The sequence below is a fragment of the Mycobacterium sp. pV006 genome (assembly GCF_041287115.1).
Classification (GTDB): domain Bacteria; phylum Actinomycetota; class Actinomycetes; order Mycobacteriales; family Mycobacteriaceae; genus Mycobacterium.
In genome coordinates this window covers 124196-148198 of sequence record NZ_JBGGKT010000008.1, presented here as the reverse complement: position 1 = coordinate 148198, position 24003 = coordinate 124196, and the positions used below count along the sequence as shown (strand labels likewise).

Annotated in this window: 24 protein-coding genes; 21 read left to right on the top strand and 3 right to left on the bottom strand. The window is 68.2% G+C overall.

The genetic code is table 11. The features are described 5' to 3' along the window. The first annotated feature begins 21 nt into the window (after window positions 1-21). Window positions 22-2271: a molybdopterin-dependent oxidoreductase gene (locus ACAG25_RS14405; protein ID WP_370489143.1), complete on the top strand. Its 2250-nt coding sequence runs from the start codon at window positions 22-24 to the stop codon at window positions 2269-2271. On the opposite strand, the gene ACAG25_RS14400 is transcribed toward ACAG25_RS14405, so the two are convergent. Both ACAG25_RS14400 and ACAG25_RS14395 read right to left on the bottom strand, forming a co-directional pair. Further along, complete coding sequence (locus tag ACAG25_RS14400; protein WP_370489142.1) at window positions 2272-3267, bottom strand: MDR family oxidoreductase; 996 nt, start codon at window positions 3265-3267, stop codon at window positions 2272-2274. A 113-nt stretch (window positions 3268-3380) separates the two neighbouring features. Then, the gene (locus tag ACAG25_RS14395) at window positions 3381-4358 is read right to left on the bottom strand and encodes an esterase family protein (protein WP_370489141.1); all 978 of its coding nucleotides are present in this window, start codon (window positions 4356-4358) and stop codon (window positions 3381-3383) included. 346 nt (window positions 4359-4704) lie between these two features. Here ACAG25_RS14395 and ACAG25_RS14390 point away from each other — a divergent pair, with 346 nt between their 5' ends. The 11 genes from ACAG25_RS14390 to ACAG25_RS14340 all read left to right on the top strand — a co-directional run bounded on the left by ACAG25_RS14390 (window position 4705) and on the right by ACAG25_RS14340 (window position 14763). Next, window positions 4705-5271 (top strand): TetR/AcrR family transcriptional regulator, encoded by a 567-nt coding sequence (locus ACAG25_RS14390; RefSeq protein WP_370489140.1) that lies wholly within the window; start codon window positions 4705-4707, stop codon window positions 5269-5271. 39 nt (window positions 5272-5310) lie between these two features. Next, window positions 5311-6477 (top strand): acyl-CoA dehydrogenase family protein, encoded by a 1167-nt coding sequence (locus ACAG25_RS14385; protein ID WP_370489139.1) that lies wholly within the window; start codon window positions 5311-5313, stop codon window positions 6475-6477. 17 nt (window positions 6478-6494) lie between these two features. After that, a complete protein-coding gene (locus ACAG25_RS14380) occupies window positions 6495-6884 on the top strand; it encodes a nitroreductase/quinone reductase family protein (protein ID WP_370489138.1) in 390 nt (129 codons plus the stop codon). A gap of 255 nt (window positions 6885-7139) precedes the next feature. Continuing rightward, window positions 7140-8258 (top strand): homogentisate 1,2-dioxygenase, encoded by a 1119-nt coding sequence (locus tag ACAG25_RS14375; RefSeq protein ID WP_370489137.1) that lies wholly within the window; start codon window positions 7140-7142, stop codon window positions 8256-8258. Further along, window positions 8255-9448 (top strand): alpha/beta hydrolase family protein, encoded by a 1194-nt coding sequence (locus ACAG25_RS14370; protein WP_370489136.1) that lies wholly within the window; start codon window positions 8255-8257, stop codon window positions 9446-9448. The genes ACAG25_RS14375 and ACAG25_RS14370 overlap by 4 nt, the downstream gene beginning before the upstream one ends. Beyond that, window positions 9445-10653: a CaiB/BaiF CoA transferase family protein gene (locus tag ACAG25_RS14365; protein WP_370489135.1), complete on the top strand. Its 1209-nt coding sequence runs from the start codon at window positions 9445-9447 to the stop codon at window positions 10651-10653. Before ACAG25_RS14370 ends, ACAG25_RS14365 begins: the two co-directional genes overlap by 4 nt. Further along, a complete protein-coding gene (locus tag ACAG25_RS14360) occupies window positions 10650-11555 on the top strand; it encodes a hydroxymethylglutaryl-CoA lyase (protein ID WP_370489134.1) in 906 nt (301 codons plus the stop codon). Before ACAG25_RS14365 ends, ACAG25_RS14360 begins: the two co-directional genes overlap by 4 nt. A 7-nt stretch (window positions 11556-11562) precedes the next feature. Further along, a complete protein-coding gene (locus tag ACAG25_RS14355; protein WP_370489133.1) occupies window positions 11563-12183 on the top strand; it encodes a TetR/AcrR family transcriptional regulator in 621 nt (206 codons plus the stop codon). Window positions 12184-12230: 47 nt separating this feature from the next. Continuing rightward, window positions 12231-13475, top strand: coding sequence for an acyl-CoA dehydrogenase family protein (locus ACAG25_RS14350; RefSeq protein ID WP_370489132.1), 1245 nt, complete (start codon window positions 12231-12233; stop codon window positions 13473-13475). Then, entirely contained in the window at window positions 13472-14431 is a 960-nt protein-coding gene (locus tag ACAG25_RS14345) for a phosphotransferase family protein (RefSeq protein WP_370489131.1), read from the top strand. Before ACAG25_RS14350 ends, ACAG25_RS14345 begins: the two co-directional genes overlap by 4 nt. After that, a complete protein-coding gene (locus ACAG25_RS14340; RefSeq protein WP_370489130.1) occupies window positions 14428-14763 on the top strand; it encodes a DUF6285 domain-containing protein in 336 nt (111 codons plus the stop codon). Before ACAG25_RS14345 ends, ACAG25_RS14340 begins: the two co-directional genes overlap by 4 nt. 11 nt (window positions 14764-14774) lie before the next feature. Here the strand turns inward: ACAG25_RS14340 and ACAG25_RS14335 are convergent, their stop codons facing one another. Next, on the bottom strand, window positions 14775-15404 hold the full coding sequence (locus ACAG25_RS14335) for a class I SAM-dependent methyltransferase (RefSeq protein ID WP_370489129.1): 630 nt from the start codon (window positions 15402-15404) through the stop codon (window positions 14775-14777). A gap of 42 nt (window positions 15405-15446) precedes the next feature. Here ACAG25_RS14335 and ACAG25_RS14330 point away from each other — a divergent pair, with 42 nt between their 5' ends. The 9 genes from ACAG25_RS14330 to ACAG25_RS14290 all read left to right on the top strand — a co-directional run bounded on the left by ACAG25_RS14330 (window position 15447) and on the right by ACAG25_RS14290 (window position 23979). Next, entirely contained in the window at window positions 15447-15845 is a 399-nt protein-coding gene (locus tag ACAG25_RS14330; protein ID WP_370489128.1) for a nuclear transport factor 2 family protein, read from the top strand. Between the two features lie 50 nt (window positions 15846-15895). Next, window positions 15896-16306 carry a hypothetical protein gene (locus ACAG25_RS14325; protein WP_370489127.1) on the top strand — a complete coding sequence of 137 codons (411 nt, stop codon included), beginning with the start codon at window positions 15896-15898 and terminating at the stop codon, window positions 16304-16306. A 165-nt stretch (window positions 16307-16471) separates the two neighbouring features. Continuing rightward, window positions 16472-16840, top strand: coding sequence for an NADH-quinone oxidoreductase subunit A (locus ACAG25_RS14320; protein ID WP_370489126.1), 369 nt, complete (start codon window positions 16472-16474; stop codon window positions 16838-16840). After that, window positions 16831-17388 carry an NADH-quinone oxidoreductase subunit B family protein gene (locus tag ACAG25_RS14315; protein ID WP_370489125.1) on the top strand — a complete coding sequence of 186 codons (558 nt, stop codon included), beginning with the start codon at window positions 16831-16833 and terminating at the stop codon, window positions 17386-17388. Before ACAG25_RS14320 ends, ACAG25_RS14315 begins: the two co-directional genes overlap by 10 nt. Next, window positions 17385-18065 carry an NADH-quinone oxidoreductase subunit C gene (locus ACAG25_RS14310; RefSeq protein ID WP_370489124.1) on the top strand — a complete coding sequence of 227 codons (681 nt, stop codon included), beginning with the start codon at window positions 17385-17387 and terminating at the stop codon, window positions 18063-18065. The genes ACAG25_RS14315 and ACAG25_RS14310 overlap by 4 nt, the downstream gene beginning before the upstream one ends. Then, window positions 18065-19393, top strand: coding sequence for an NADH dehydrogenase (quinone) subunit D (gene nuoD, locus ACAG25_RS14305; RefSeq protein ID WP_370489123.1), 1329 nt, complete (start codon window positions 18065-18067; stop codon window positions 19391-19393). Before ACAG25_RS14310 ends, nuoD begins: the two co-directional genes overlap by 1 nt. A 31-nt stretch (window positions 19394-19424) precedes the next feature. Further along, a complete protein-coding gene (gene nuoE / locus ACAG25_RS14300; RefSeq protein ID WP_370489122.1) occupies window positions 19425-20288 on the top strand; it encodes an NADH-quinone oxidoreductase subunit NuoE in 864 nt (287 codons plus the stop codon). Further along, window positions 20285-21613 carry an NADH-quinone oxidoreductase subunit NuoF gene (gene nuoF / locus ACAG25_RS14295; RefSeq protein ID WP_370489121.1) on the top strand — a complete coding sequence of 443 codons (1329 nt, stop codon included), beginning with the start codon at window positions 20285-20287 and terminating at the stop codon, window positions 21611-21613. Before nuoE ends, nuoF begins: the two co-directional genes overlap by 4 nt. Further along, complete coding sequence (locus tag ACAG25_RS14290) at window positions 21610-23979, top strand: NADH-quinone oxidoreductase subunit G (protein ID WP_370489120.1); 2370 nt, start codon at window positions 21610-21612, stop codon at window positions 23977-23979. The genes nuoF and ACAG25_RS14290 overlap by 4 nt, the downstream gene beginning before the upstream one ends. The last annotated feature ends 24 nt before the right edge of the window (window positions 23980-24003 follow it).

Sequence of the window (24003 nt, the reverse complement as noted above, 5' to 3'; positions counted from 1 at the left end):
ACCGCTTGCTACGGTGCGGCGGTGGAGCATCGGATCACCTGTCCGCTGTGTGAGGCGATGTGCGGTCTGCGGGTCACCGTCGAGGACGGCACGGTCCGCGCCGTGCGAGCCAACCCCGACGACGTGTGGTCCCGCGGGCACCTGTGCCCGAAGGGTGCGTCCCTGCACCAGCTGCACGCAGACCCGGACCGACTCCGAAAGCCTCTGGTACGCAACCGCTCCGGCGGCCACGACGAGGTGTCCTGGGACGACGCCTTCGCCGAGACGGAACGGGTGCTGCGTCCGGTGCTGGACCGCCACGGCGCCGCCGCGGCCACCGTGTACATCGGCAACCCGGTGGCGCACAACCTCGCACTGGCGACATACGTCGGCGCGTTGGTCGGATTGGGCGGCGCGGCCGGTATGGGCGCCTACTACTCCCCCGGCACCGTCGACCAGTGGCCGCTCAATGTCGTCAGCACACTCCTGTTCGGCGGCATGTGGAACTCGCCGGTCCCCGATCTGGATCGCACCGACCATCTGCTGATCCTGGGCGCCAATCCGGCTGCGTCCCAAGGATCGATGCTGTCCGCGCCCGACATCATGGGAAAACTGGCGGCTATCCGACGTCGGGGCGGCACCGTCACGGTGGTCGACCCACGCCGCACCGAGACCGCACGACGAGCCTGCGAGTGGGTGCCCGTGCGACCGGGCACCGACGCGCTGTTGCTCTTCGCGCTGCTGCACGCATTGGCCGAGACCGACGCGATCCGCCGACCCCCACACCTTGCGGGCCTCGTCGACGGCCTCGATGACGTCGTGGCGTACTCGGCACAGTTCTCCCCGGAGCGGGTGGCACCGGCGACCGGCGTCCCGGCCGAGGTGATCCGCCGGTTGGCCGCCGGCCTCGCGGCCGCCGAACATCCGGTGCTGTACAGCCGGATCGGCGCGTGCACACAGGAATTCGGCACCCTTGCCACCTGGTTGGTGTTCGTCCTCAACGTCGCGCTGGGCGCCGTGGACCGCTTGGGTGGTGCGGTGTTCCCCAAACCGGTGATGTGGTCACCGATGTTCATGAAGCCCCCCGACCAGGACGCGCCGGGATGGCGGTTCGGCCGGTTCCGTAGCCGCGTGCGCGGCACACCCGAGGTGCTGGGCCAGTACCCCGTCAGCTGCCTGGCCGAGGAGATCACCACGCCCGGCGACGGGCAAATCCGGGCGTTGATCACCGTGGCGGGCAACCCAGCGGTGTCCGCGCCGGGAGCCCGGCGTCTGGAGTCGGCGCTCGCCGGGCTCGACGCGATGATCTCGGTCGACAACTGGCTCAACGAGACCACTCGGCACGCGCAGGTCATCTTGCCCGGGCTCTCACCGCTGGAGCGAGCGCACAGCGACGACCTATACTGGATGTATTCGCTTGCCTCGTGTGTGAAGTGGTCCGAGCCGGTGCTGGCACCCCAGCCTGACCGGCCCTCCGAGTGGGAGATCCTGCTACGTCTGGCCGGCGCGCTGGTGGGCACTCCCGTGCCCGACGTCGACGTGGCGGCAATCGACGATTTGTACACCCAGGGCATCGTCCACACCGCCTGCCAAGCCGCGGACACTCCCCTGTCCGGCCGGGACCCGGCCGAGGTGTTCGGGGCCCTGAAAGGCGTTGGGCCCGAACGCCTGGTCGATCTCGGCATCCGCGTCGGACCGTGGGGTGACGACCTGGGTCGCCGGCCTGACGGGTTGACCCTGGAGACGGTCCGCCGTCATCCCGACGGGCTGCGTCTCGGCGAGGTCGAAGGCGGCAGGCTGCGCGAGGTGGTGACCACACCGTCCGGCCGGATCGAGTTGGTCCACCCTTTGTTCACCGACGACATCCCTCGGCTGCTGGCCCGGATGGAGCGACCGGCCGAGCCGATGGTGCTCACCAGTCGACGCCATCTGCGCTCCAACAACTCCTGGATGCACAACGTGCCGGGCCTGATGCGTGGCCGGGATCGCTGCACGCTCCTGATCCACCCGGCCGACGCCGCCGACCACGGCATCACCGACGGTCAGAGGGTCGATGTGTCGACCGAGGAGGGGTCGGTGCGCGTGGTCGCCGAACTCACCGACGACATGTCGCCAGGTGTGCTGTCGTTGCCGCACGGCTGGGGCCACGGCGTTCGCGGCACCCGGCTCGCGGTGGCCAACACCCATCCCGGTGTCAACGTCAATGCGATCAATCCGGTTGGGCTCGTCGATGTCCCGAGCAACACCCAGGTGGTCAACGGCGTGCCGGTCCGGATCACGCCGGTGGCCTGATCAGAATCCGTCGCGCACCACGATGCGGGTCCGCCCGGTGACACCGCCACCGATGATCGTCTTGAGAACCTGGTCGACTTCACGCACGGGCACATCGCGGGTGATGCGCTCCAGATGACGAGGCCGCAGGTCGGATTCGATCTTCTGCCAGATCTCGCGGCGCCGCCCGTGCGGCAGCAACACCGAGTCGATGCCGACGAGGGTCACCCCACGCAGGATGAACGGCATTACCGTGGCGGGGAGATCCGGCGAACCGGCCAGCCCCGAGATCGCGGCCACACCACCGTATTTCATGGTGCTCAACGCATAGGCCAGGGTCTTGCCGCCGACGCAGTCCACCACGGCAGCCCAGTGCGCCTTGCCCAGTGGCCGCAGCTTGTCGTCGGGGCCGGGGATGCGGTCGATCACCTCGGTAGCGCCGAGTTCACGCAGCAGATCGTGTGCGTCGCGCTTGCCGGTGGATGCCACCACCTCGTAGCCGAGGCCGGCGAGCAGGTCCACGCTGATGCTGCCGACCCCGCCGGTGGCGCCGGTGACGAGGATGGGGCCGGCGTCCGGGCTGATCTGTGCGCGCACCGCCTCGACGCTCATCGCCGCGGTGAACCCGGCCGTGCCGATCGCGGCCGCATCCGCGGCGCTGGTCGAGGTGAGCTTGACCAGGTAGTCGGCCGGATAACGCGCGCTCTGCGCGTAGCCGCCGTGCCGTCCGGTGCCGATGTCCTGTCCGTGGGCGATGACGGTGTCACCGACCGCGAAGTCCGGTGCCGAGCTGGCCGTCACCGTGCCGACGACGTCGATCCCCGGCACCAGCGGGTACGCCGCGGCCACCCCGGCTTTCGGCGTGACCGCCAGGGCGTCCTTGTAGTTGACGCCGGAATATTCGACACCGATGGTCACGTCCCCGTCGGGAAGTTCCGACTCCTCGAGCATCTCGTGGCGCAGGACGATGTCCCCGTCCGCGTCCTGATGGGCCACCATCGCGTTGATCTGCGTCATAGCGCCACAGTAACCAGCACGGGATCAGACGCCCTCGGTCGCCGATCGAAGGCCGTGCCGAATGCAGAAACCCCCGGCCGCGCGCGACCGGGGGTTTCCGACAAGGACATGCCTCAGAGCAGGTGCGCCTGCAGGTCCGGCTTCATGGCCTGCAGCTCCCGACCCCAGTACGCCCAGTTGTGGGTGCCGTTGTTCGGGAAGTTGAACACACCGTTGGTGCCACCGGCCGCGAGGTAGTTGTCGCGGAAGGTTTCGTTGGTGCGGATGGTCAGACCCTCGAGGAAGGTCGCCGGCAGGTCGCCGCCACCGAGCTCGTTGGGCTGGCCGTTACCGCAGTAGATCCAGATGCGGGTGCCGTTGGCCACGATCTGCGGGATCTGGACCATCGGGTCGTTGCGCTTCCAGGCGCTGTTCGGATCCTCGGTCTTGCCCCACATGTCGTCGGCCTTGAAGCCGCCGGCGTCACCCATCGAGATGTTGATCAGGAAGGGCCACCAGCCCTCGGACGGGTTCAGGAAGCCCGACATCGAGCTCGCGTAGGTGAACTGCTGGGGGTGGTACACCGACAGGATCAGCGACGCCGAACCGGCCATCGACAGGCCGACCGCAGCGCTACCGGTCGGCTTGACCTGACGCTGCGAGGCCAGGTACTGCGGCAGTTCCTGGGTCAGGAAGGTCTCCCACTTGTAGGTGACCGTCGGGCCCTTGTTGCGGGCCGGGTGGTACCAGTCGGAGTAGAAGCTCGACTGGCCGCCGACGGGCATCACGATCGACAGACCGGAGTCCAGGTACCACTCGAATGCCTGGGTGTTGATGTCCCAGCCGTTGAAGTCCTCCTGCGCGCGCAAACCGTCGAGCAGGTAGACCGCCGGCGAGTTGGGCCCGCCGCTCTGGAACTGCACCTTGATGTCGCGACCCATGCCGGCCGACGGCACCATCAGGTACTCGACCGGCAAGCCCGGCCGGGAGAAGGCGCCGGCGGTGGCCGACTGACCGGCGACACCGACCAAACCCGGCAGCAGGGTCGTGGCGATGGCCGCGACACCGAGGCGGCGCGCCCATGGTCCACGAAGTCTGTCAAGAAGTCTCATACCGTCAATCCATCCATCTTCCGGTAACCGCATGCGCGGCCTGTCTGTGATTCTCAGGACGTCGACGCACTGCCCGGCGATGATTTCACCGCGCTGTCGCGCCACTTCGAATCCACCAATTGGCGGCGAAGTAAATCCGAGAGATCTTCAGTTGTAGCCGTTGCAGTAAAACATGCGACCACGACAGGCAAAAGTCCGATCCCGCCAAAAAGGCCGCCGCCTGCGAAAAGGCAAACTATAAGCCCGCCGTCGTCGGCGGCTTCGGGCACCCCTGCGTCTCGGGCCCAGTGCCGCGTGAATCGGCCGGGACAAGCCTGCGACCCGCTGTTTTCAGTACGCTCCGCGAATGACCGCGGTACCCGCCGGCTCCGGAAAACGCTCCGCCGACGATTGGATTCAAGCCGGATATGCGATCTTGGCCGACGAGGGCATCAAGGCGCTCAAGCTGGACCGGTTGTGCGCCCGGCTGGGCGTCACCAAGGGCAGCTTCTATTGGCATTTCGCGGATATGGCCGCCTATCGCGCGGCGCTGGTGACCACGTGGGCACAACTGCGTGACCGCGACCGCAGCCACTTCGCAGACCTCGCCGAACTCCCGCCGCGCCGGCGGCTGTCGGCGATGATGACCGCACTCCTCGGCGCCCGGCAGTGGAACCTCGAGCGCGCCATGCGCGAGTGGGGACGCATCGATCCCGTCGTCGCCGAGAGCGTGCGCACCGCCGACCAGTTGGTGCTGACCGCGGTACGGCAGGCGTTCATCGATGCGGGCTTCGTCGGCGAGGACGCCGACATGCGCGCGCAGGCGACGTTCGCGGCCGGTATCGGATTTCTCCATCTGTCGCCCAAGACTCCCGAGGGCAGCCTCCCGCCGTTCCACGACCGGTTTCTCGACCTGCTGTTCCAGCGGCCGTAGGACACATTCCATACCAAAAGGTATGGTAATTTCCGCCGCATGCATGCAGCACCGGCGATCACCGACGACTTCATCGGCCGGTTGGCCGACCGCGCCGACGCCGCCGAGCGGCTACGACAACTACCCGCGAGCACCCTCGCCGAGGCCGAGGCAGCCGGATTCTTCGACCTTCTGGTACCGACCCGGTTCGGCGGTCACGAGGCGCCCTTCCCGGCGATCCTGGATCCCGTCCGCCGCATGGCGCACGGCTGCGCCTCGAGCGCGTGGACCCTGGGCTTCTACACACTGCACAACTGGATGCTGGCGTTGTTCAGCGAGCAAGCGCAGGCCGAGGCATTCGCCACCCGGCCATTCCTGGCCCCCGCGCCGCTGGCGCCGACGGGGCGCGGCGTCGCATGCGACGGGGGCATCCGCGTCACCGGCCGGTGGTCGTGGGCGACCGGCGTGATGCACGGCAACTGGATCCTCGTCGGCGCACTCTGCGAACGCGCACCCGGCGACCCGGCCACCATCTATCCGGTGCTCGTGCTGCTGCCGATCAGCGAGGCGCGCATCGAGGACGTCTGGCACACCGACGGCATGCGCGCCACCGGGTCCAACGACGTCGTGATCGAGGACGCGTTCGTGCCCGCGCACCGACTGGTCGAGGTGGCCGACATCTACAACGGCACCGCACCGGGGGCGCAGCTGCACGACGCCGCGACCTACCGGTGGCCGCTGGTGCCGGCGCTGGCGCTGCTGGCGGCGATGCCGGCCCTGGGCTGCGCCGAACGCGCCGCGGAGATCTTCGCCGAGCGCCTCTCGCAGCGCTTCCTGGCCTACGAGGGCGTCATGCAAAAGGACAAGCCGGCCGCGTCGATCCGGCTCGGAGACGCGCAGGTGCGGATACGCGCGTTACGCGCCCTGCTCGACGACACCGTCGGGCAGATCGAGGCGACCGTGACGGCCGGCGAGCCGATAGCGCGCACCGAGCGCGGCCGGGCCCGCCTGGCGGCGGCACACATCGTCCACGAGTCCCGCGCGGTGATCAGCGATCTCCTCGGCGCGTCCGGCGCGAGCGCGCACTTCCTGGACAATCCCCTGCAACGCATCAAACGCGATGTCGATGTGATCTGCGGTCATGTGGTGTTCGATTACGACACGAGCCGAGAACTCGCCGGGGCGTTGAGCATCGGCGCCAGGATTCCGCGCACCGCGATGGTGTGAGTCGAAAGGAGCACCGGGTGGCCGACAACGTCCGGGACCGCATCACCAAGGTCTTCCAGAAATACCTCGGCAACCAGGTGATGGGCCGCATGCCGTTCCAGACCCTTCTCGAGACCACCGGCCGCACGTCGGGTCTGCCCCGCCAGACCCCGCTGGGCGGCAAGCGGGTCGGCAACGAGTTCTGGTTCGTCTCCGAGTTCGGCGAGCGCTCGCAGTACATCCGCAACATCAAGGCGAATCCGGCCGTCCGCGTGCGCATCAACGGTCGGTGGCACCGCGGGACCGCACACCTGTTGCCGGAGGACGATGCCGAGGCACGCCTGCGCACCCTGCCCTCGCTCAACAGCTTCGGCGTGCGCACGTTCGGCACCAACCTGCTGACGGTCCGGGTCGATCTCGACGACTGACCCGGCCTCGGCCCGGCGGCACGTCGCCGAGCGTGCGATCAGGGCGCCCCTTCCCACCGAGTGTGCATCCATGGCGAGCACTCTCGCCGAGCGTGCATCCATGGCGGAAAATCGCGACGGATCCCGCCACCAGCGCACACTCGGCGAAGTCGCCCGCCCGGGGCGCACGCGATCGGGGACGCCGCGCGAGCGGGCATTGACCGCACCGCTGCACAAAAGTAAAGTCAGTTTTACTTTTGTCGATCAGGAGGATGCATGGAGTCGTTCGTTCACCTACGAAAAGGCAAGACGCCCAGGCGTGCTCACGCCGACCTCGAAGGCCAGAAGGACGACGAGCTGGGGCGCGGTGGATTCACCGGACGCACCGCGAACCTCTACCGCCGTGAGGATCCCACGGCGTTCCGTGCGGTGGGGCCGCTGCGTCCGCGGGACGTGCTGTCGAGCGAATTGAAACCATCCGACGCCACCGATGCCGACGGCGGTCCCCTCCTGATGTTCTCCAACGAGGACTGCCAGGTGCTGCTGTCGCGCCGCGCCGAGGAAATGCCGTTCTTCGCGCGCTACATCGACGGCGACCTGCTCTCGTTCGTGCACGAGGGCTCCGGGCTCCTGGAGACCGAGTTCGGCCCGCTGCGGTACCGCAAGGGCGACTGGGTGTACATCCCGAAGGCGTGCACGTGGCGGCAGGTGCCCGACGAGCAGTCGACGTGGCTGATGATCCAGGCCACCGACGAATTCCGTGTGCCGCCGGCCGGTTATCTCGGCCGTCACTTCCCCTTCGATCCGACCCTGGCGGTCATCCCCGATCCGCAACCGCTGAACACCGGTGAGGGACCGCAACGCGACGGGCAGTACGAGGTACGTCTGTTCCACGCTCCCGTCGACGGCGTCGGCTCGACTTCCCTGTTCTACGAACACCATCCGCTCGATGTCGAAGGGTGGCGCGGCGACAACTTCGCGTTCACCTTCAACATCGCCGACTACAACGTCGTCACCTCCGACAGCGTCCACCTGCCGCCCACGGTGCACCTGTTCATGCAGGCCACCGGCGTGTACATCATGAACTTCCTGCCCAAACCCGCCGAAGGTGTGCCCGGCACCGAGCGCACCCCGTGGTATCACCGCAACGTCGACTACGACGAGATCGCGTTCTTCCACGGCGGCTCCCTCTACGGCATCCCGATGCCGCCCGGTCTGATCTCCCATGCGCCGCAAGGAATTCACCACGGTGCGCCGGAGAAGGCGAGGGAACGCGCCCGTCGCAAGTTCGACGACTACACGTCGGTGGACTGGCAGGTCATCGCCGTCGACACCCGCCGGCGGCTGGTCCCGTCGGCCGAGATCCTGGCCAACGACCTGGGCCAGCACGCATGACCGCCGCCGCGCCGGTCAAGCACGAGTACGACCGCATCCCGTATCTCGTTGCCTACCAGAACAACTCGGGTGTCCGCGATGTGTACGGCGGAGTCGCCGAACTCGTGGTGCTGGAGAGTTACCTGCTCAAACCGAAGACGGTCGAATCCGACACCGTGCTGGTGTTCATGCATCCGATCGGCGGCGGCGCGTACCTGCCGATGATCAACGCGCTGGCCCGCGCCGGCCACCATGTCATCTACTGCAACAGCCGATTCCGGGGCACCGACTCGGCACTGCTGATGGAGAAGGTGGTCGAAGACCTCGGCGAGTGCATCAAGGACGCCAAGAACCGGCTGGGCTACTCCAAGGTGGTGTTGGCCGGCTGGAGTGGCGGCGGCTCGCTGTCGGCGTTCTACCAGCAGCAGGCCCAGAACCCGACCGTGACCTCGAGTCCGTCCGGGGACGGGCCGGACCTGACCAAGCTCGGGCTGATCCCGGCCGACGGAATCATGTTGCTGGCCGCGCACATCAGCCGCCACGGCACGATGACCGAGTGGCTGGATGCGTCGATCCTCGACGAATCCGATCCGAGCAAGCGGGATCCCGAGCTGGATCTGTACAACCCGGACAACCCGAACCAGCCGCCCTACACCGCCGAGTTCCTGGAGCGCTACCGGGACGCGCAGATCGCCCGCAACCGACGCATCACCGCGTGGGTCAAAGACAAGCTCGCCGAGCTCAAGGCGGCGGGACGACCCGATGACGAGTTCGCGTTCGTCGTCCACGGCACGATGGCCGACCCGCGCTGGCTGGACCCGACCGTCGACCCCAACGAACGCAAGCCCGGTACGTGCTACCTCGGCGATCCGCAGGTGGTCAACATGAGCCCCGTCGGGTTGGCCCGGTTCTGCACGCTGCGCAGCTGGCTGTCCCAGTGGAGCTACGACGACGCCCACGGCGACGCCGTGAAATGCGGGCCCGACATCGCCGTGCCCGCGCTGGTGATCGGTAACCTGGCCGACGACGCCTGCACACCGAGCCACACGCGCAGGATCTTCGAAGCCATCGGCCACCCGGACAAGGAGATGCACGAGATCACCGGGGCGAACCACTACTACGCCGGACCCGATCAGCGGGAACAGCTGCGCGAAGCGGTCGGCATCGTCACCGACTGGCTGAAACGGCACGACCTGACGGGAGTCCAGTGACCCGGCCGACCGGACCGCTCGACGGCATCCGGGTCATCGAGGTCGGCACGCTGATCTCGGGCCCGTTCGCCGGGCGGCTGCTCGGGGACATGGGCGCCGACGTCGTCAAGATCGAGCCGCCCGGCGCGCCGGATCCCCTGCGCACGTGGGGTCAGGCCGAGCTCGACGGCCACCACTTCTTCTGGACGGTGCACGCGCGCAACAAGAAGGCGATCACGCTGAACCTGCGCGTGCCCGAGGGTCGCGACCTGTTCCTCGATCTCGTGGAACGCAGCGACATCATCGTGGAGAACTTCCGGCCCGGAACGCTCGAGAAGTGGGGACTGGGCTACGAGACGCTGCGGGAACGCAACCGCGGCATCATCCTGGTGCGGGTCTCCGGATACGGGCAGACCGGCCCCGAAGCCCGTAAGGCCGGATACGCATCGGTGGCGGAGGCGGCCAGCGGACTGCGGCACATGAACGGTTTCCCGGGCGGTCCCCCACCGCGGCTGGCGTTGTCGCTCGGCGACAGCCTGGCCGGCATGTTCGCCGCCCAGGGCGCCCTGGCGGCCCTGTACCGGCGCACCGTCACTGGCGAGGGCCAGATCGTCGACGCCGCACTGACCGAATCCTGTTTGGCTGTCCAGGAATCCACCATCCCCGATTACGACGTCGGCGGTGTGGTGCGCGGCCCGTCGGGCACCCGGCTGGAGGGCATCGCCCCGTCGAACATCTACCGCAGCGCCGACGGCAGCTGGGTGGTCATCGCGGCCAACCAGGACACGGTGTTCCGCCGCCTCTGCGCCGCGATGGGACAGCCGGAGTTGGCCACCGACGAGCGCTTCGTCAATCACGTTGCGCGCGGCCGCAATCAGGACGAGCTCGACAAGATCATCGGTGAGTGGGCCGCGCAGCGGCAACCGGACGACATCATCGCGACGCTCTCGGATGCGGGGGTGATCAGTGGGCCCATCAACACCGTCGCCGAGGTGGTCACCGATCCGCAGCTGCAGGCCCGCGGCATGATCGCCGATCACTGGGACGAGCGGGTCGGGCGAAACGTGAAGGGGCCGGGCGTGGTTCCGGTGCTCTCCGAGACCCCCGGAACCATTCGCAGCGCCGGTCCGTCGCAGCCGGGGCAGCACAACGACGAGATCTACCGCGACCTGCTCGGTCGCAGCGACGCCGAGCTGGACCGGTTGCGCAGCGAGGGCGTGACATGACCGATCTGCCCGCCCATGTCGACATCCGCGACGTCTCGATGCGCGACGGTCTGCAGATCGAGGCGCCGATTCCGTTGGCGGCAAAACTCGAACTGCTGGCCGCGATCGCGGCCACCGGCGTGCGGGAGATGGAGGCGACGGCGTTCGTGTCGCCGTCGAAGGTGCCTGCGCTGGCCGACGCCGCCGAACTCGCCGCGGAGCTGCACAACTTCCCGGGTATCGAGTTCTCCGCCTTGGTGGCCAGCCCCAACGGCGCCAAACGCGCGATCGCCGCGGGACTGCGTTCGATCGAGTACGTGGTGTCGGCCGCCGACGGGCACAGCCGCGCGAACGTCGGCCGCAGCTCGGCCGAGGCAACGGCGCAGATCCCGGAGATCGTGGCGATCGCGCACGACAGGGGGGTCACCGTCGAGGTCATCGTCGCCACCGCATGGGACTGCCCGTTCGACGGTCCCACCGCGCCGCAACGGGTGCTCGACATCGTGGCGGCAGCCACCGATGCCGGGGTGGACCGGCTGGCGATCGCCGACACGATCGGCACCGCGACGCCGCGCCGGGTCAGCGATCTTTTCGCGTTGGTGAAACCGAAGATCGGTGACCTGCCGTTGGGCGCACACTTCCACAACACCCGCGGGGCCGGGCTGGCCAGCGCCTACGCCGCGGTCAGCGCCGGAGTCACGCGCCTCGACGCGTCGGTCGGCGGGCTTGGCGGCTGTCCGTTCGCGCCGGGTGCGAGCGGCAACATCGCCACCGAGGACCTGGTGTATCTGTTGCGCGACAGCGGCGTCGGGGTCGACGTCGATCTCGAGGCGGCGATCGCCGCCGCGCGGGTGGCCCAGCGGGTGGTCGGCCACGACCTGCCCAGCGCGCTGCTGCGCGCCGGCGACCGGAACCTCGGATAGCGGCGCGATGGCTCCTGGACCTGCCGAGGCGTTGAGCGCCAAGGGCCGACAGACTCGGCAGGCGATCGAGACCGCGGCGCGCAAGCTGTTCGCCGAGCGCGGGTTCCACGGCACGACGCTGAGCGACATCACCTCGGCCGCCGGCAAATCGCCGGCGGTGTTCTACCGCTACTTCGCCGACAAAGAGGACCTGCTGGCCGCGCTGGCGCAGTCGTTTCTACGCGATGTGGTCGAGCCGTCGGTGTTGCGTGTCGAACTGCCGGAATCCCCCGACGACGACGCGTTCTTCGCGACGGTCGTCACCGGGTACTGGACAATGTTCAAGCAGAACATCGGGATCATGATCGCCGTGGCGCAATTGGCCGCGACGCAACCGCGGTTCGCGGCGGTGCAGAGGGAGTTCCGGACGTTCGGCATCGACATGGTCGCCTCGTCGGTCCGGCAGGCCCAACAGCAGGGCTACGGCACCGACCTCGACCCGCGCCACACCGCCGCAGCCATCGCGTTGCTGTTCGAAAACTTCACCACCGTGTTCGTCGGTTCTTCGGGACTGGATTTCGAAATCGGCGACGAGGACGCGATCGTGACCCTGTCACAGATCTGGAAGAAGACGCTGTACGGACCCTGACCGAGATACGACCACAGGGCCACCCCCAAAGGACAAGGAGAATCACCGTGGATTTCACCCTTCCCGAGCACCTCACCACGCTGCTGGCCGAGATGGACGCCTTCATCGAAGCGGAGATCAAACCGCTGGAGCGCGAACACATCCAGTACTTCGACCATCGGCGTGAGCATGTCCGCACCGACTGGGACAACGGGGGCATTCCGCGGCGTGAGTGGGAGGAGTTGCTCGACGAGATGCGGCGGCGTGCCGACGCGGCGGGCTGGCTGCGCTACGGTCTGCCCTCGAGATTCGGCGGCCGTGACGGCAGCAACCTCGACATGGCGGTGATCCGTGAGCATCTGGCCGCCAAGGGTCTCGGGTTGCACAACGACCTGCAGGACGAGTCGTCGATCGTCGGCAACTTCCCGCAGGTCATCATGATGGACCGGTTCGGCACCGAGGAACAGAAGGCCGAGTGGACCGATGCGCTGATCACCGGGAAGCGCTCGATGGCATTCGGGCTGACCGAGCCCAACCACGGCTCGGACGCGACCTGGCTGGAGACCACCGCGGTGCAGGACGGCGACGAGTGGGTCATCAACGGCGCCAAGCGTTTCAACACTGGCGTACACCGCGCGACACACGATTTGGTGTTCGCCCGGACGTCGGGCGAGGCGGGCCAGGCGCGCGGTATCACCGCGTTTCTGGTGCCCTGTGACGCTCCCGGCTTCACGGTGCCCTACTACTGGTGGACGTTCAACATGCCCACCGACCACGGCGAGGTGCTGCTCGAGAACGTGCGGGTGCCGTCGGATGCGATCCTCGGCGAGCTCGACCGCGGACTCGAGGTCGGCCAAACCTTCCTGCACGAGAACCGGATCCGGCAGGCGGCCAGCAGTCTCGGGGCTGCGCAGTACTGCATCGATCGGGCGGTGGCCTACGCCAACGACCGCAAGGTCTTCGGCAAGCCGCTGGCCACGCATCAGGCCGTACAGTGGCCGCTGGTGGAGCTGCAGACCGAAGCACAGATGGTGCGGTTGTTGGTGCGCTACGCCGCGACCGAACTGGATCGCAACCACCACATGGAGGTGTCGGACAAGGTGTCGATGGCCAACTACCGCGCCAACCGCCTGGTGTGTGAAGCCGCCGACCGCGCCATGCAGGTGTTCGGCGGAGTCGGCTACAGCCGCCACGAACCGTTCGAGCACATCTATCGCCACCATCGTCGCTACCGGATCACCGAGGGCGCCGAGGAGATCCAGATTCGTCGGGTGGCGCAGCGGCTGTTCGGGTTCGGGCGGCAGCCCAAGTGAGCACGGAACTCGCCGGTGCGCTCGAGAAGGTCCTGCGCCCGGTCCTCGGGGACGTGACCGTCGCGAACCTGCAGCGCCTGACCGGCGGCGCGAGCCGGATAACGTGGTCGTTCACGGCGAACGACCGGGCATTGATCCTGCGCACCGGGGAGCGCGACGAGGTGCACGCCAGCATGGAACTCGAGGCGGCGGTGCAGCAGCGCGCGGCAGCCACCGGCGCTCCGGTACCCCACATCCTGACCGCAGACAATTCGCCTGCCGCACTGGGAAATCCGTATCTCATCTGTGACGCGGTGGCCGGCGAGACGATCGTACGGCGTATCTTCCGGCGCCTCGACGACGCCGGGCGCGACCGGTTGTTGGCGCAGTGCGCGCAGGCGCTGGCGGCGATCCATCGCGCGGACCCCGAAGGGGTCGGGTTGACGGCCACCGACGAGCTCTCCGGCTCGCGGGACCGTCTCGACGAGATAGGCGACACGACAGCGACATTCGAGTGGACTTTGCGGCAACTCGACCGGGAGCGTCCGGATCCGTCTCCGATGCGGTTGATCCACGGGGATTTCCGGATGGGCAACCTGATCGTCGACGAGTCCGGTCTGGCGGCGGTACTGGACTGGGAGCTGACCCATCTCGGGGAGATCTACGAGGATCTCGCGTGGTTCTGCATCCGGGCGTGGCGGTTCGGTGCGCCCGAGACGATGGGGGCCGGGGGTCTCGGCAGCGTCGAGACGTTCCTGCAGGCCTATGAGGAGGCGTCCGGGACGCCCGTCGATCGGGCGGCGTTCCGGTGGTGGCTGACCGTCGCGACGCTGAAATGGGGGGTGATCTGCCGATACCAGGCCGAGCGTCACCTCTCCGGTCAGACCCGTTCGGTCGAACTCGCCGCGATCGGACGCCGGGTCAGCGAAACCGAATGGGATCTGTTGGACCTCCTGGAAGGCGCAGGGCCACGATGACGACGAACCGACCCACCGCCGCAGAACTCGTCGCCGCGGTCGCCGACTTCCTGGACGACGACGTCCGCGCCGCGGCACCGGGCCAGGTCGGGTTCCACGCCCGGGTCGCGGCCAACGTGTTGCGCATCGTCGAACGCGAATTGCTCGACCGAACAGCCGATTCGGTGGATTCGGCGCTCGGCGGACTCGGCTTCGCCGACGAGAGGGCCCTGGCCGCGGCTATCCGGGACGGTCAGCTCGACGACCGGACCGACGACGTGATCGCCTGCCTGAGGGTCCTGGTCGGCCACCGGCTGTCGATCGACCATCCCGGCTACCACGACAGCCGCTGACGGCCGGCGGGTCAGGTGCGACGGAATCGGGCCAGCCAGGCCGGTTCGTCCACTCGCGTCCCCGACTCGAGTCCGAGCTGGTCAGCATGGATCTCGGTGACCACCCCGCGGTAGGTCGTCGTCGTCAACGACTCGAGGGACCAACCGGCCGTGAAGGCGTCCCGCAGCGTCGCTTCGCCGACCTGGGGGCCGAAACCCCGGCCGGCGTCCGAGAGCGCCAGCACGTGAACCGTCGAGCCGACGCTCGTCACTCGGCGCAGGGCAGCAATGTAGCGGGCGCGGTCGGCGTCGTCGAAGATGTGGAACAACGCGCTGTCGAGAACCGTGTCGTAGGTGGGCGGTGCGTCGAGGCGTAGGGCGTCGGCGACCGCGAACCGCGCGTCGACACCCTGCTGGGCGGCGTTGCGGCGGGCCTGCTCGACCGCCTCGGGCGAACCGTCGACGCCGAGGACGTCATAGCCACGGCGAGCCAGCAGGATGGTGTGCTCGCCGGCGCCGCAACCGAGGTCCAGGACGCGGCCGGCGATCAGACCGGACTGCTCGAGTTCGTCGACGGCCGGCTGTGGCTCGCCGATCACCCAGGGCGGGCTCTGGTGCTTGTACATGTCGTCGAAACCGGAAAGGGTGGGTGTCTGATCCATGTCGCCCACTGTTCAACCTGAACAAGAGTTGAGGTCAAGCCCATGTCGGTGATCGATGCCCAGAGCGTCGGCGAAATCGGTGACGCTCTGTTCGCCGCGATCGAGCGCGGTGACATCGCGACGGTGGAGGCGCTGTTCGCCCCCGAAGTCCTGGTCCGCAAGACCGGCGACCGGCGCGACAACGACCACGCCCGCTCGGTCAAGATCATCAAGTGGTTCATCGATGCCAGCACCGAGCGGCGCTATGAGGTGCTCGATCGACAGGTCTTCTCCGGCGGATTCGTCCAGCAGCACCTCTTGCACGCCATCGCCCACACCGGCGAGGCGGTCGTCATCCGGGTCTGCATCGTCGTCAAGGTCGGGCAGGACGGCTTGATCACCCGGGTGGACGAGTATTTCGACCCGGCCGAGATCGCGCCACTGCTGAATCAGCCGGCCTGACCGGCCGCGTTTCCCGGGACGGCGCCCTGCCGCAGCGCTAGCATCCGGCTATGGACACGTCCGCCGGGAACCCGACACCGGTGTTGCGGATCCTGGTCTACAGCGACAACCCCCGCACCCGCGAACAGGTACGTCTGGCCCTGGGCCGGCGGATTCATCCCGAACTGCCCGATCTGGTCTACGACGACGTCGCGACCGGTCCGATGGTGATCCAGAAGATGGACGTCGGTGGGTTCGACCTGGTCATTCTCGACGGTGAAGCCGCACCCGAGGGTGGATTGGGGCTGGCCAAGCAACTCAAGGACGAGATCGAGGACTGCCCGCCGCTGCTGGTGCTGACCGGTCGGCCCGACGACGCCTGGCTGGCACGCTGGTCCCGGGCGGAAGCCGCGGTGCCCCACCCGATCGACCCGATCCGGCTCGGCGAGGCCGTCGTGTCGCTGCTGCGCCCCGCCGCCTGACCGGCCGCAGCCCCAAAACATCTGCTGCACTGCGATTTTCACGGCAGCACAAGATCGCCTCACGACGCGAATAGCGATACTAATCAAAATGTGTGGCATGCGCCGCAATCGGGGCTAGGCTGTGCGGTAGCTCACATCGATCAGCCCGAGGAGCTGCAGCACGGTATGACTCTGTACACGCCGATTCTGGTGCTTGGCGCCATCGCTGCGGTCTTCGCCGTCGGGTCGGTGGGCATCGCCCTGTTGATCGGGCCCCGTCGTCACAACCGCGCCAAACTCGACTTCTACGAATGCGGCATCGAACCGGCCGCGGGTCCGGCGGCCGCGGCCACCGGTCAGCGTTTCCCGGTCAAGTACTACCTGACGGCGATGCTGTTCATCATCTTCGACATCGAGATCGTCTTCCTCTATCCGTGGGCGGTCACGTTCGACAGTCTCGGGGCGTTCGGGGTGATCGCGGTCGCGCTGTTCCTGTTCAACGTCTCGGTCGCCTATGCCTACGAGTGGCGACGGGGAGGAATGACGTGGGATTAGAAGAACAGTTGCCCGGGGGCATCCTGTTGTCCACCGTGGAGAAGGTTGCCGGTTACGTACGCAAGGGGTCGCTGTGGCCCGCGACCTTCGGTCTGGCGTGCTGCGCCATCGAGATGATGGCGACCGCCGGACCACGGTTCGACATCTCCCGCTTCGGGATGGAACGCTTCTCGGCCACGCCGCGACAGGCCGACCTGATGATCGTCGCCGGCCGCGTCAGCCAGAAGATGGCTCCGGTCCTCCGACAGATCTACGACCAGATGGCCGAACCGAAATGGGTGCTGGCCATGGGGGTCTGCGCATCCTCGGGGGGCATGTTCAACAACTATGCGATCGTGCAGGGCGTCGATCATGTGGTGCCCGTGGACATCTACCTGCCCGGCTGCCCGCCGCGCCCGGAGATGCTGCTGCACGCCATCCTCAAACTCCACGACAAGATCCAGCAGATGCCGCTCGGGGTGAACCGAACCGAAGCGGTCCGCGAAGCCGAGGCGGCGGCGCTGGCCATTCCGCCGACGATCGAGCTCAAAGGCCTGTTGCGATCATGACGGCCGGCGGCGATGACATCGGCGGCGAGGTGATCGCCGTGCGCCGCGGCATGTTCGGCGCACAGGGCACCGGTGACACTTCCGGTTACGGACGGCTGGTCCGCCCGGTGTTGCTGCCCGGCAGCTCACCCCGCCCCTACGGCGGGTACTTCGACGAGGTCGTCGACGCCCTGGTCCACGCGCTGGGCGAGGAGCAGTTCGACGCCTCGGTGGAGCGGGTGGTCATCCACCGCGACCAGATGACCCTGCAGATCGCACGTGCTCGACTCGTCGCGGTGGCCCAGGCGCTGCGCGACGATCCCGCGCTGCGCTTCGAATTGTGTTCCGGCGTCAGCGGTGTGCACTATCCCGAGGACACCGGTCGGGAGCTGCATGCCGTCTATCCGCTGATGTCGATCACCCACAACCGCCGGATCTGTCTGGAGGTGGCCGCCCCCGACGCCGACCCGCACATCCCATCGCTGTTCAGCGTGTATCCCACCACCGACTGGCACGAACGCGAGACCTACGACTTCTTCGGCCTGATCTTCGACGGCCACCCCGCCCTGACCCGCATCGAGATGCCCGACGACTGGGTCGGGCACCCGCAACGCAAAGACTATCCGCTGGGCGGTATTCCGGTGCAGTACCACGGCGCCGAGATCCCACCTCCCGATCAGCGGAGGGCATACCACTGATGACCACTTCCCAGAAGCCACCCGAACGGGTGGTGGTCGTCGGCGGTCAGGACTGGGACCAGGTCGTCGACGCCGCGCGAGCGAGCGCAGCCGAGCACGCCGGGGAACGCATCGTGGTCAACATGGGGCCGCAGCACCCGTCCACCCACGGGGTGCTGCGCCTGATCCTCGAGATCGAGGGCGAGACCATCACCGAGGCACGCTGCGGCATCGGCTATCTGCACACCGGCATCGAGAAGAACCTGGAGTTCCGCACCTGGACCCAGGGGGTCACGTTCGTGACCCGGATGGACTACCTGTCACCGTTTTTCAACGAAACCGTGTACTGCCTGGCAGTCGAACAGCTCCTCGGAGTCACCGACGACATCCCCGAGCGTGCGTCGGTGATCCGGGTGATGATGATGGAGCTCAACCGCATCTCCAGCCATCTGGTGGCGCTGGCCACCGGCGGGATGGAGTTGGGTGCGATGACCGCGATGTTCCTGGGTTTCCGGGAGCGCGAGCTGATCCTCTCGGTGTTCGAGACGATCACCGGGCTGCGCATGAACCACGCCTACATCCGGCCCGGCGGCGTGGCCGTCGACCTTCCCGAGGAGGCGATGCCACAGCTGCACGAGCTGCTGTCGCTGCTGCCCGAACGGCTCCGCGACCTCGAGGACCTGCTCAACGAGAACTACATCTGGAAGGCCCGCACCCGCGACGTCGGATACCTCGACCTGACCGGGTGCATGGCGCTCGGGATCACCGGTCCGGTCCTACGCTCCACCGGACTACCGCATGACCTGCGTCGCGCACAGCCGTACTGCGGTTACCAGACATACGATTTCGACGTCGTCACCGACGACCGGTGCGACTCCTACGGGCGATACCTGATCCGCGTCAAGGAGATGCGGGAGTCGATCAAGATCGTCGAACAGTGTGTGGCCCGTCTGGAGCGGTCGGTCGGTGATCCGGTGATGATCGAAGACCGCAAGCTGGCCTGGCCCGCCGACCTCGAGGTCGGTCCCGACGGGCTGGGTAACTCACCACAACACATCGCGAAGATCATGGGCCACTCGATGGAGGGCCTGATCCACCACTTCAAGATCGTCACCGAGGGGATCCGGGTGCCCGCCGGCCAGGTGTATGTGGCGGTGGAGTCCCCGCGTGGGGAACTCGGCGTGCACATGGTCTCCGACGGCGGCACCCGCCCGTATCGGGTGCACTACCGCGATCCGTCGTTCACGAATCTGCAAGCGGTGGCGGCGATGTGCGAAGGCGGCATGGTCGCCGATGCGATCGCGGCGGTGGCCTCCATCGATCCGGTGATGGGCGGGGTGGACAGGTGATGAGCGCTTGCGCGAAGAACAGGCGACTACGGTGAGCATCTTCCTGGAGTTGGGTCAGCGTCCAGACGAGCCCGGTCCGCCGATCACCGGCCCGACCGGCTACTCCCCCGAGGTCCGAGCTCGGCTGCAGGGTGACGCGGCCACGATCATCGCCCGCTATCCGCATCCGCGGTCTGCGTTGTTGCCGCTGCTGCATCTGGTGCAGGCCGAGGACGGATGCCTGACCCGCGCCGGAATCGCCTTCTGCGCAGCACAGTTGGATCTCACCGATGCCGAGGTCGCGGCGGTCGCGACGTTCTACTCGATGTACCGGCGCACCCCCACCGGCGACTATCTGGTCGGGGTCTGCACGAACACGCTGTGCGCGGTGATGGGCGGTGACGCGATCCTCGAGGACCTGCAGCACCACCTCGACATCGACGCGGGCCAGACCACTTCCGACGGTGCGATCACCCTGGAGCACATCGAGTGCAACGCCGCCTGCGACTACGCGCCGGTCGTGATGGTCAACTGGGAGTTCTTCGACAACCAGACACCGTCGTCGGCCCGCGAACTCGTCGACGCACTCCGCAGCGGTGATGACCCACAGCCGTCACGCAGCCCGTCGCTATGCACGTTCCGCCAGACCGCGAGGATCCTCGCCGGGCTGGGAACTCCCGAGACCGGCGACGCACCCGTCGGCGCCGCGACCCTGGCCGGGCTGCGGTACGCCCGCGAGCACGACATGTCCGCACCACCGCCGCAACCCACCGACTCCGCGCCCGCGGCGGCCGGACAGGACCAGGCCGTGGCGGTCGACGCGGTACGCGACCAAGCCGCTCCCGGCCCGTCTGCGCACATCCCGGCCCGGCCGTCGACCCCGGACTCCGACCCCGACACGACGGACGCGCCATGACGACACCGCTGACCCCGGTACTGAGCCGGTTCTGGGACGAACCCCAGCCGTGGTCGCTGCAGACCTACGAACGCCACGGCGGCTATCAGGCGCTCGACCGCGCGCTGGCCATGAGTCCCGACGAGGTCATCACTACGGTCAAGGACTCCGGCTTACGCGGACGCGGCGGCGCGGGTTTCCCGACCGGCACGAAGTGGTCGTTCATCCCCCAAGGCGACGACGGCGCGGGCGCCAAGCCGCACTACCTCGTGGTCAACGCCGACGAGTCCGAACCCGGTACGTGTAAAGACATTCCGCTGATGCTGACCACCCCGCACTTCCTGGTGGAAGGCGCGATCATCGCGGCGTACGCGATCCGCGCCCAGCACGCGTTCATCTATCTGCGCGGGGAGGTCGTCCCGGTGTTGCGGCGTCTGCAGGCCGCGGTGGCCGAGGCATACGCCGCGGGGCATCTGGGCACCGACATCCACGGCTCCGGCTTCGATCTGGAGCTCATCGTGCACGCTGGCGCCGGCGCCTACATCTGCGGTGAGGAGACCGCGCTGCTGGACTCGCTGGAGGGACGGCGCGGTCAGCCCCGGCTGCGGCCGCCGTTCCCCGCGGTCGCAGGGCTGTACGCCTGCCCGACCGTGGTCAACAACGTCGAGTCGATCGCCAGTGTGCCGCCGATCCTGCTCAACGGGGTGGACTGGTTCCGGTCGATGGGTTCGGAGAAATCGCCCGGCTTCACGCTGTATTCGCTGTCTGGTCACGTCAGCACCCCCGGTCAGTACGAGGCGCCGCTGGGCATCACACTGCGGGAACTGCTCGACTACGCCGGCGGCGTGCGCGCCGGGCACGAATTGAAGTTCTGGACGCCGGGCGGATCGTCGACACCCCTGTTGACCGCCGAGCATCTCGACATTCCGCTGGACTACGAGGGCGTTGCCGGGGCCGGTTCGATGCTGGGCACCAAGGCTTTACAGATCTTCGACGAAACCACCTGCGTGGTGCGGGCGGTGCGGCGGTGGACGCAGTTCTACGCCCACGAGTCCTGCGGCAAGTGCACCCCCTGCCGGGAGGGGACGTACTGGCTGGCGCAGATCTACGAACGTCTGGAGACCGGCGCGGGCACCGCCGCCGACCTCGACAAGCTGCTCGACATCTCCGACAACATCTTCGGCCGGTCGTTCTGTGCGCTCGGCGACGGTGCCGCCACACCGATCATGTCCTCGCTCAAGTACTTTCGCGCCGAGTACGAGGCCCACCTGGACCCCTCTTCCCCGGGTTGTCCGTTCGATCCGTACGCATCGATGTTGGCCGCGCCGGAAGGAGTGGGCGCATGACACTCGCCGAGCACCGCCACGACGCACCCGCGGTGGAGATGGTGACGCTGACCATCGACGACCATCAGATCAGCGTGCCGAAGGGCACGTTGGTGATCCGCGCCGCCGAACTGCTCGGCATCCAGATCCCCCGGTTCTGCGACCATCCGCTGCTCGATCCGGTAGGGGCCTGCCGACAGTGCCTGGTGGAGGTCGAGGGGCAGCGCAAACCGATGGCATCCTGCACCATCACCGTCGCACCCGACATGGTGGTGCGCACCCAGCTCACCTCCGAGGTCGCGGACAAGGCCCAGCACGGCGTCATGGAGTTCCTGCTGATCAACCATCCGCTGGACTGCCCGGTGTGTGACAAGGGCGGCGAATGCCCGTTGCAGAACCAGGCGATGGCCCACGGGCGCCCGGAGACCCGCTTCGAGGACGTCAAACGCACCTTCCCGAAACCGATCAACATCTCCTCGCAGGTCCTGCTGGACCGGGAACGTTGCGTGATGTGTGCCCGCTGTACCCGCTTCTCCGACCAGATCGCCGGGGACCGGTTCATCGACCTGCTCGAGCGCGGGGCGCAGCAACAGGTCGGCATCGCTCCCGGGGAGCCGTTCGAGTCGTACTTCTCTGGCAACACCGTGCAGATCTGCCCGGTGGGGGCGCTCACCGGTGCCGCCTACCGCTTCCGGGCGCGCCCGTTCGACCTGGTGTCCAGCCCCAGCGTGTGCGAGCACTGCGCCTCGGGCTGCGCCCAACGCACCGATCACCGCCGCGGAAAAGTACTGCGCCGGTTGGCCGGTGACGACCCCGCGGTCAACGAGGAGTGGAACTGCGACAAGGGTCGGTGGGCGTTCACCTACCCCACCGTGGGCGACCGGATCGACACCCCGATGATCCGCGACGGCGCGCGCCTGCGACCCGCGTCGTGGTCAGAGGCGCTGACGGTCGCCGCTGCGGGTCTGGCGGCCGCGCGCGGTGACGCGGGCGTGGTCGTGGGCGGTCGGGCCACCGTCGAGGATGCCTACGCGTATGCGAAGTTCGCGCGGATCGTGTTGGACACCAACGACATCGACTTCCGGATCCGCGACCTCAGCGCCGAGGAGACCGCGTTCCTGGGTGCGCACGTCGCGGGCCGCCCGATGGCGGTGACCTACGCCGATCTGGAGAATGCCGACACGGTGTTGCTGGCGGGTTTCGAACCCGAGGAGGAATCCCCGATCGTCTTCCTGCGACTGCGCAAAGCGGTGCGCCGGCGCGGGCTGGCGGTCAGCGCCGTGGCGCCGTGGCGCAGCAACGGGCTGCGCAAACTGTCGGGCACCCTGCTGCGCACGCCGCCCGGCGCCGAGGCGGCCACACTGGCGGGCATCGAGCACCTGAGCACCCGCTCGGTGATCCTCGTCGGGGAACGCCTGGCCTCCGCACCGGGAGCCCTGTCGGCGGCGGCGCGGCTCGCCGAGACCTCCGGCGCCCGCCTGGCCTGGGTGCCGCGCCGCGCCGGCGACCGGGGCGCCGTCGAGGCCGGCGCCCTGCCGAATCTGTTGCCCGGCGGACGCCCGGTGGCCGACGCCGCCGCGCGACGCGAGATCGCCCAGGCGTGGCACGTCGACTCGCTGCCCGCCGCCGAGGGTCGCGACACCGCCACGATCCTGTCGGCCGCCGGCCCCCGAGGCGCCCTGCTGATCGCCGGCGTGGAACCCGACGATCTGCCCGACCCCGCCGCCGCACTGGACGCCATCGACGCAGCGACGTTCGTCGTCAGCGTCGAGGTACGCGAAAGTGCCGTCACCGCGCGCGCCGACGTGGTGTTCCCGGTCGCGCCGGTGGTCGAGAAGTCCGGCAGCTTCCTCAACTGGGAGGGTCGGCGCCGACCGTTCGAACCGTCGTTGCACACCAACGCGTTACCGGATGCGCGGGTGTTGAACATCCTGGCCGACCAGATCGGGGTGGACCTCGGGCTGCCGACCCCGCACGCTGCCGCCGCCGAACTCGCCGGGCTCGGGCCGTGGACCGGCCCGCGCGCCGAGGCGCCCGACGTCGAGCCCTCCCCTGCGCCGCGCCCGGCCGCCGGTCAGGCGGTGCTGACCGGCTGGCGCATGCTGCTGGACTCGGGACGTCTGCAGGACGGCGAACCACACCTGGCCGGGACCGCGCGGCGACCGGTGGCACGGCTGTCACCGGCGACCGCCGCCGAAATCGGGGTGGCAGAAGGGGATCCGGTCACCGTACGCACCGAGCGGGGTGCGCTCACCCTGCCCGCCGCCCTGACCGACATCGACGATCGCGTCGTGTGGCTGCCGCTGAACTCGCCCGGCAGCACGGTGTATCCGACGCTGGGTGCTGCGACCGGGTCCGTCGTCTCGATCACCGGGGGGCCGGCGTGACCCACCCCGACCCCACTCTGTTCG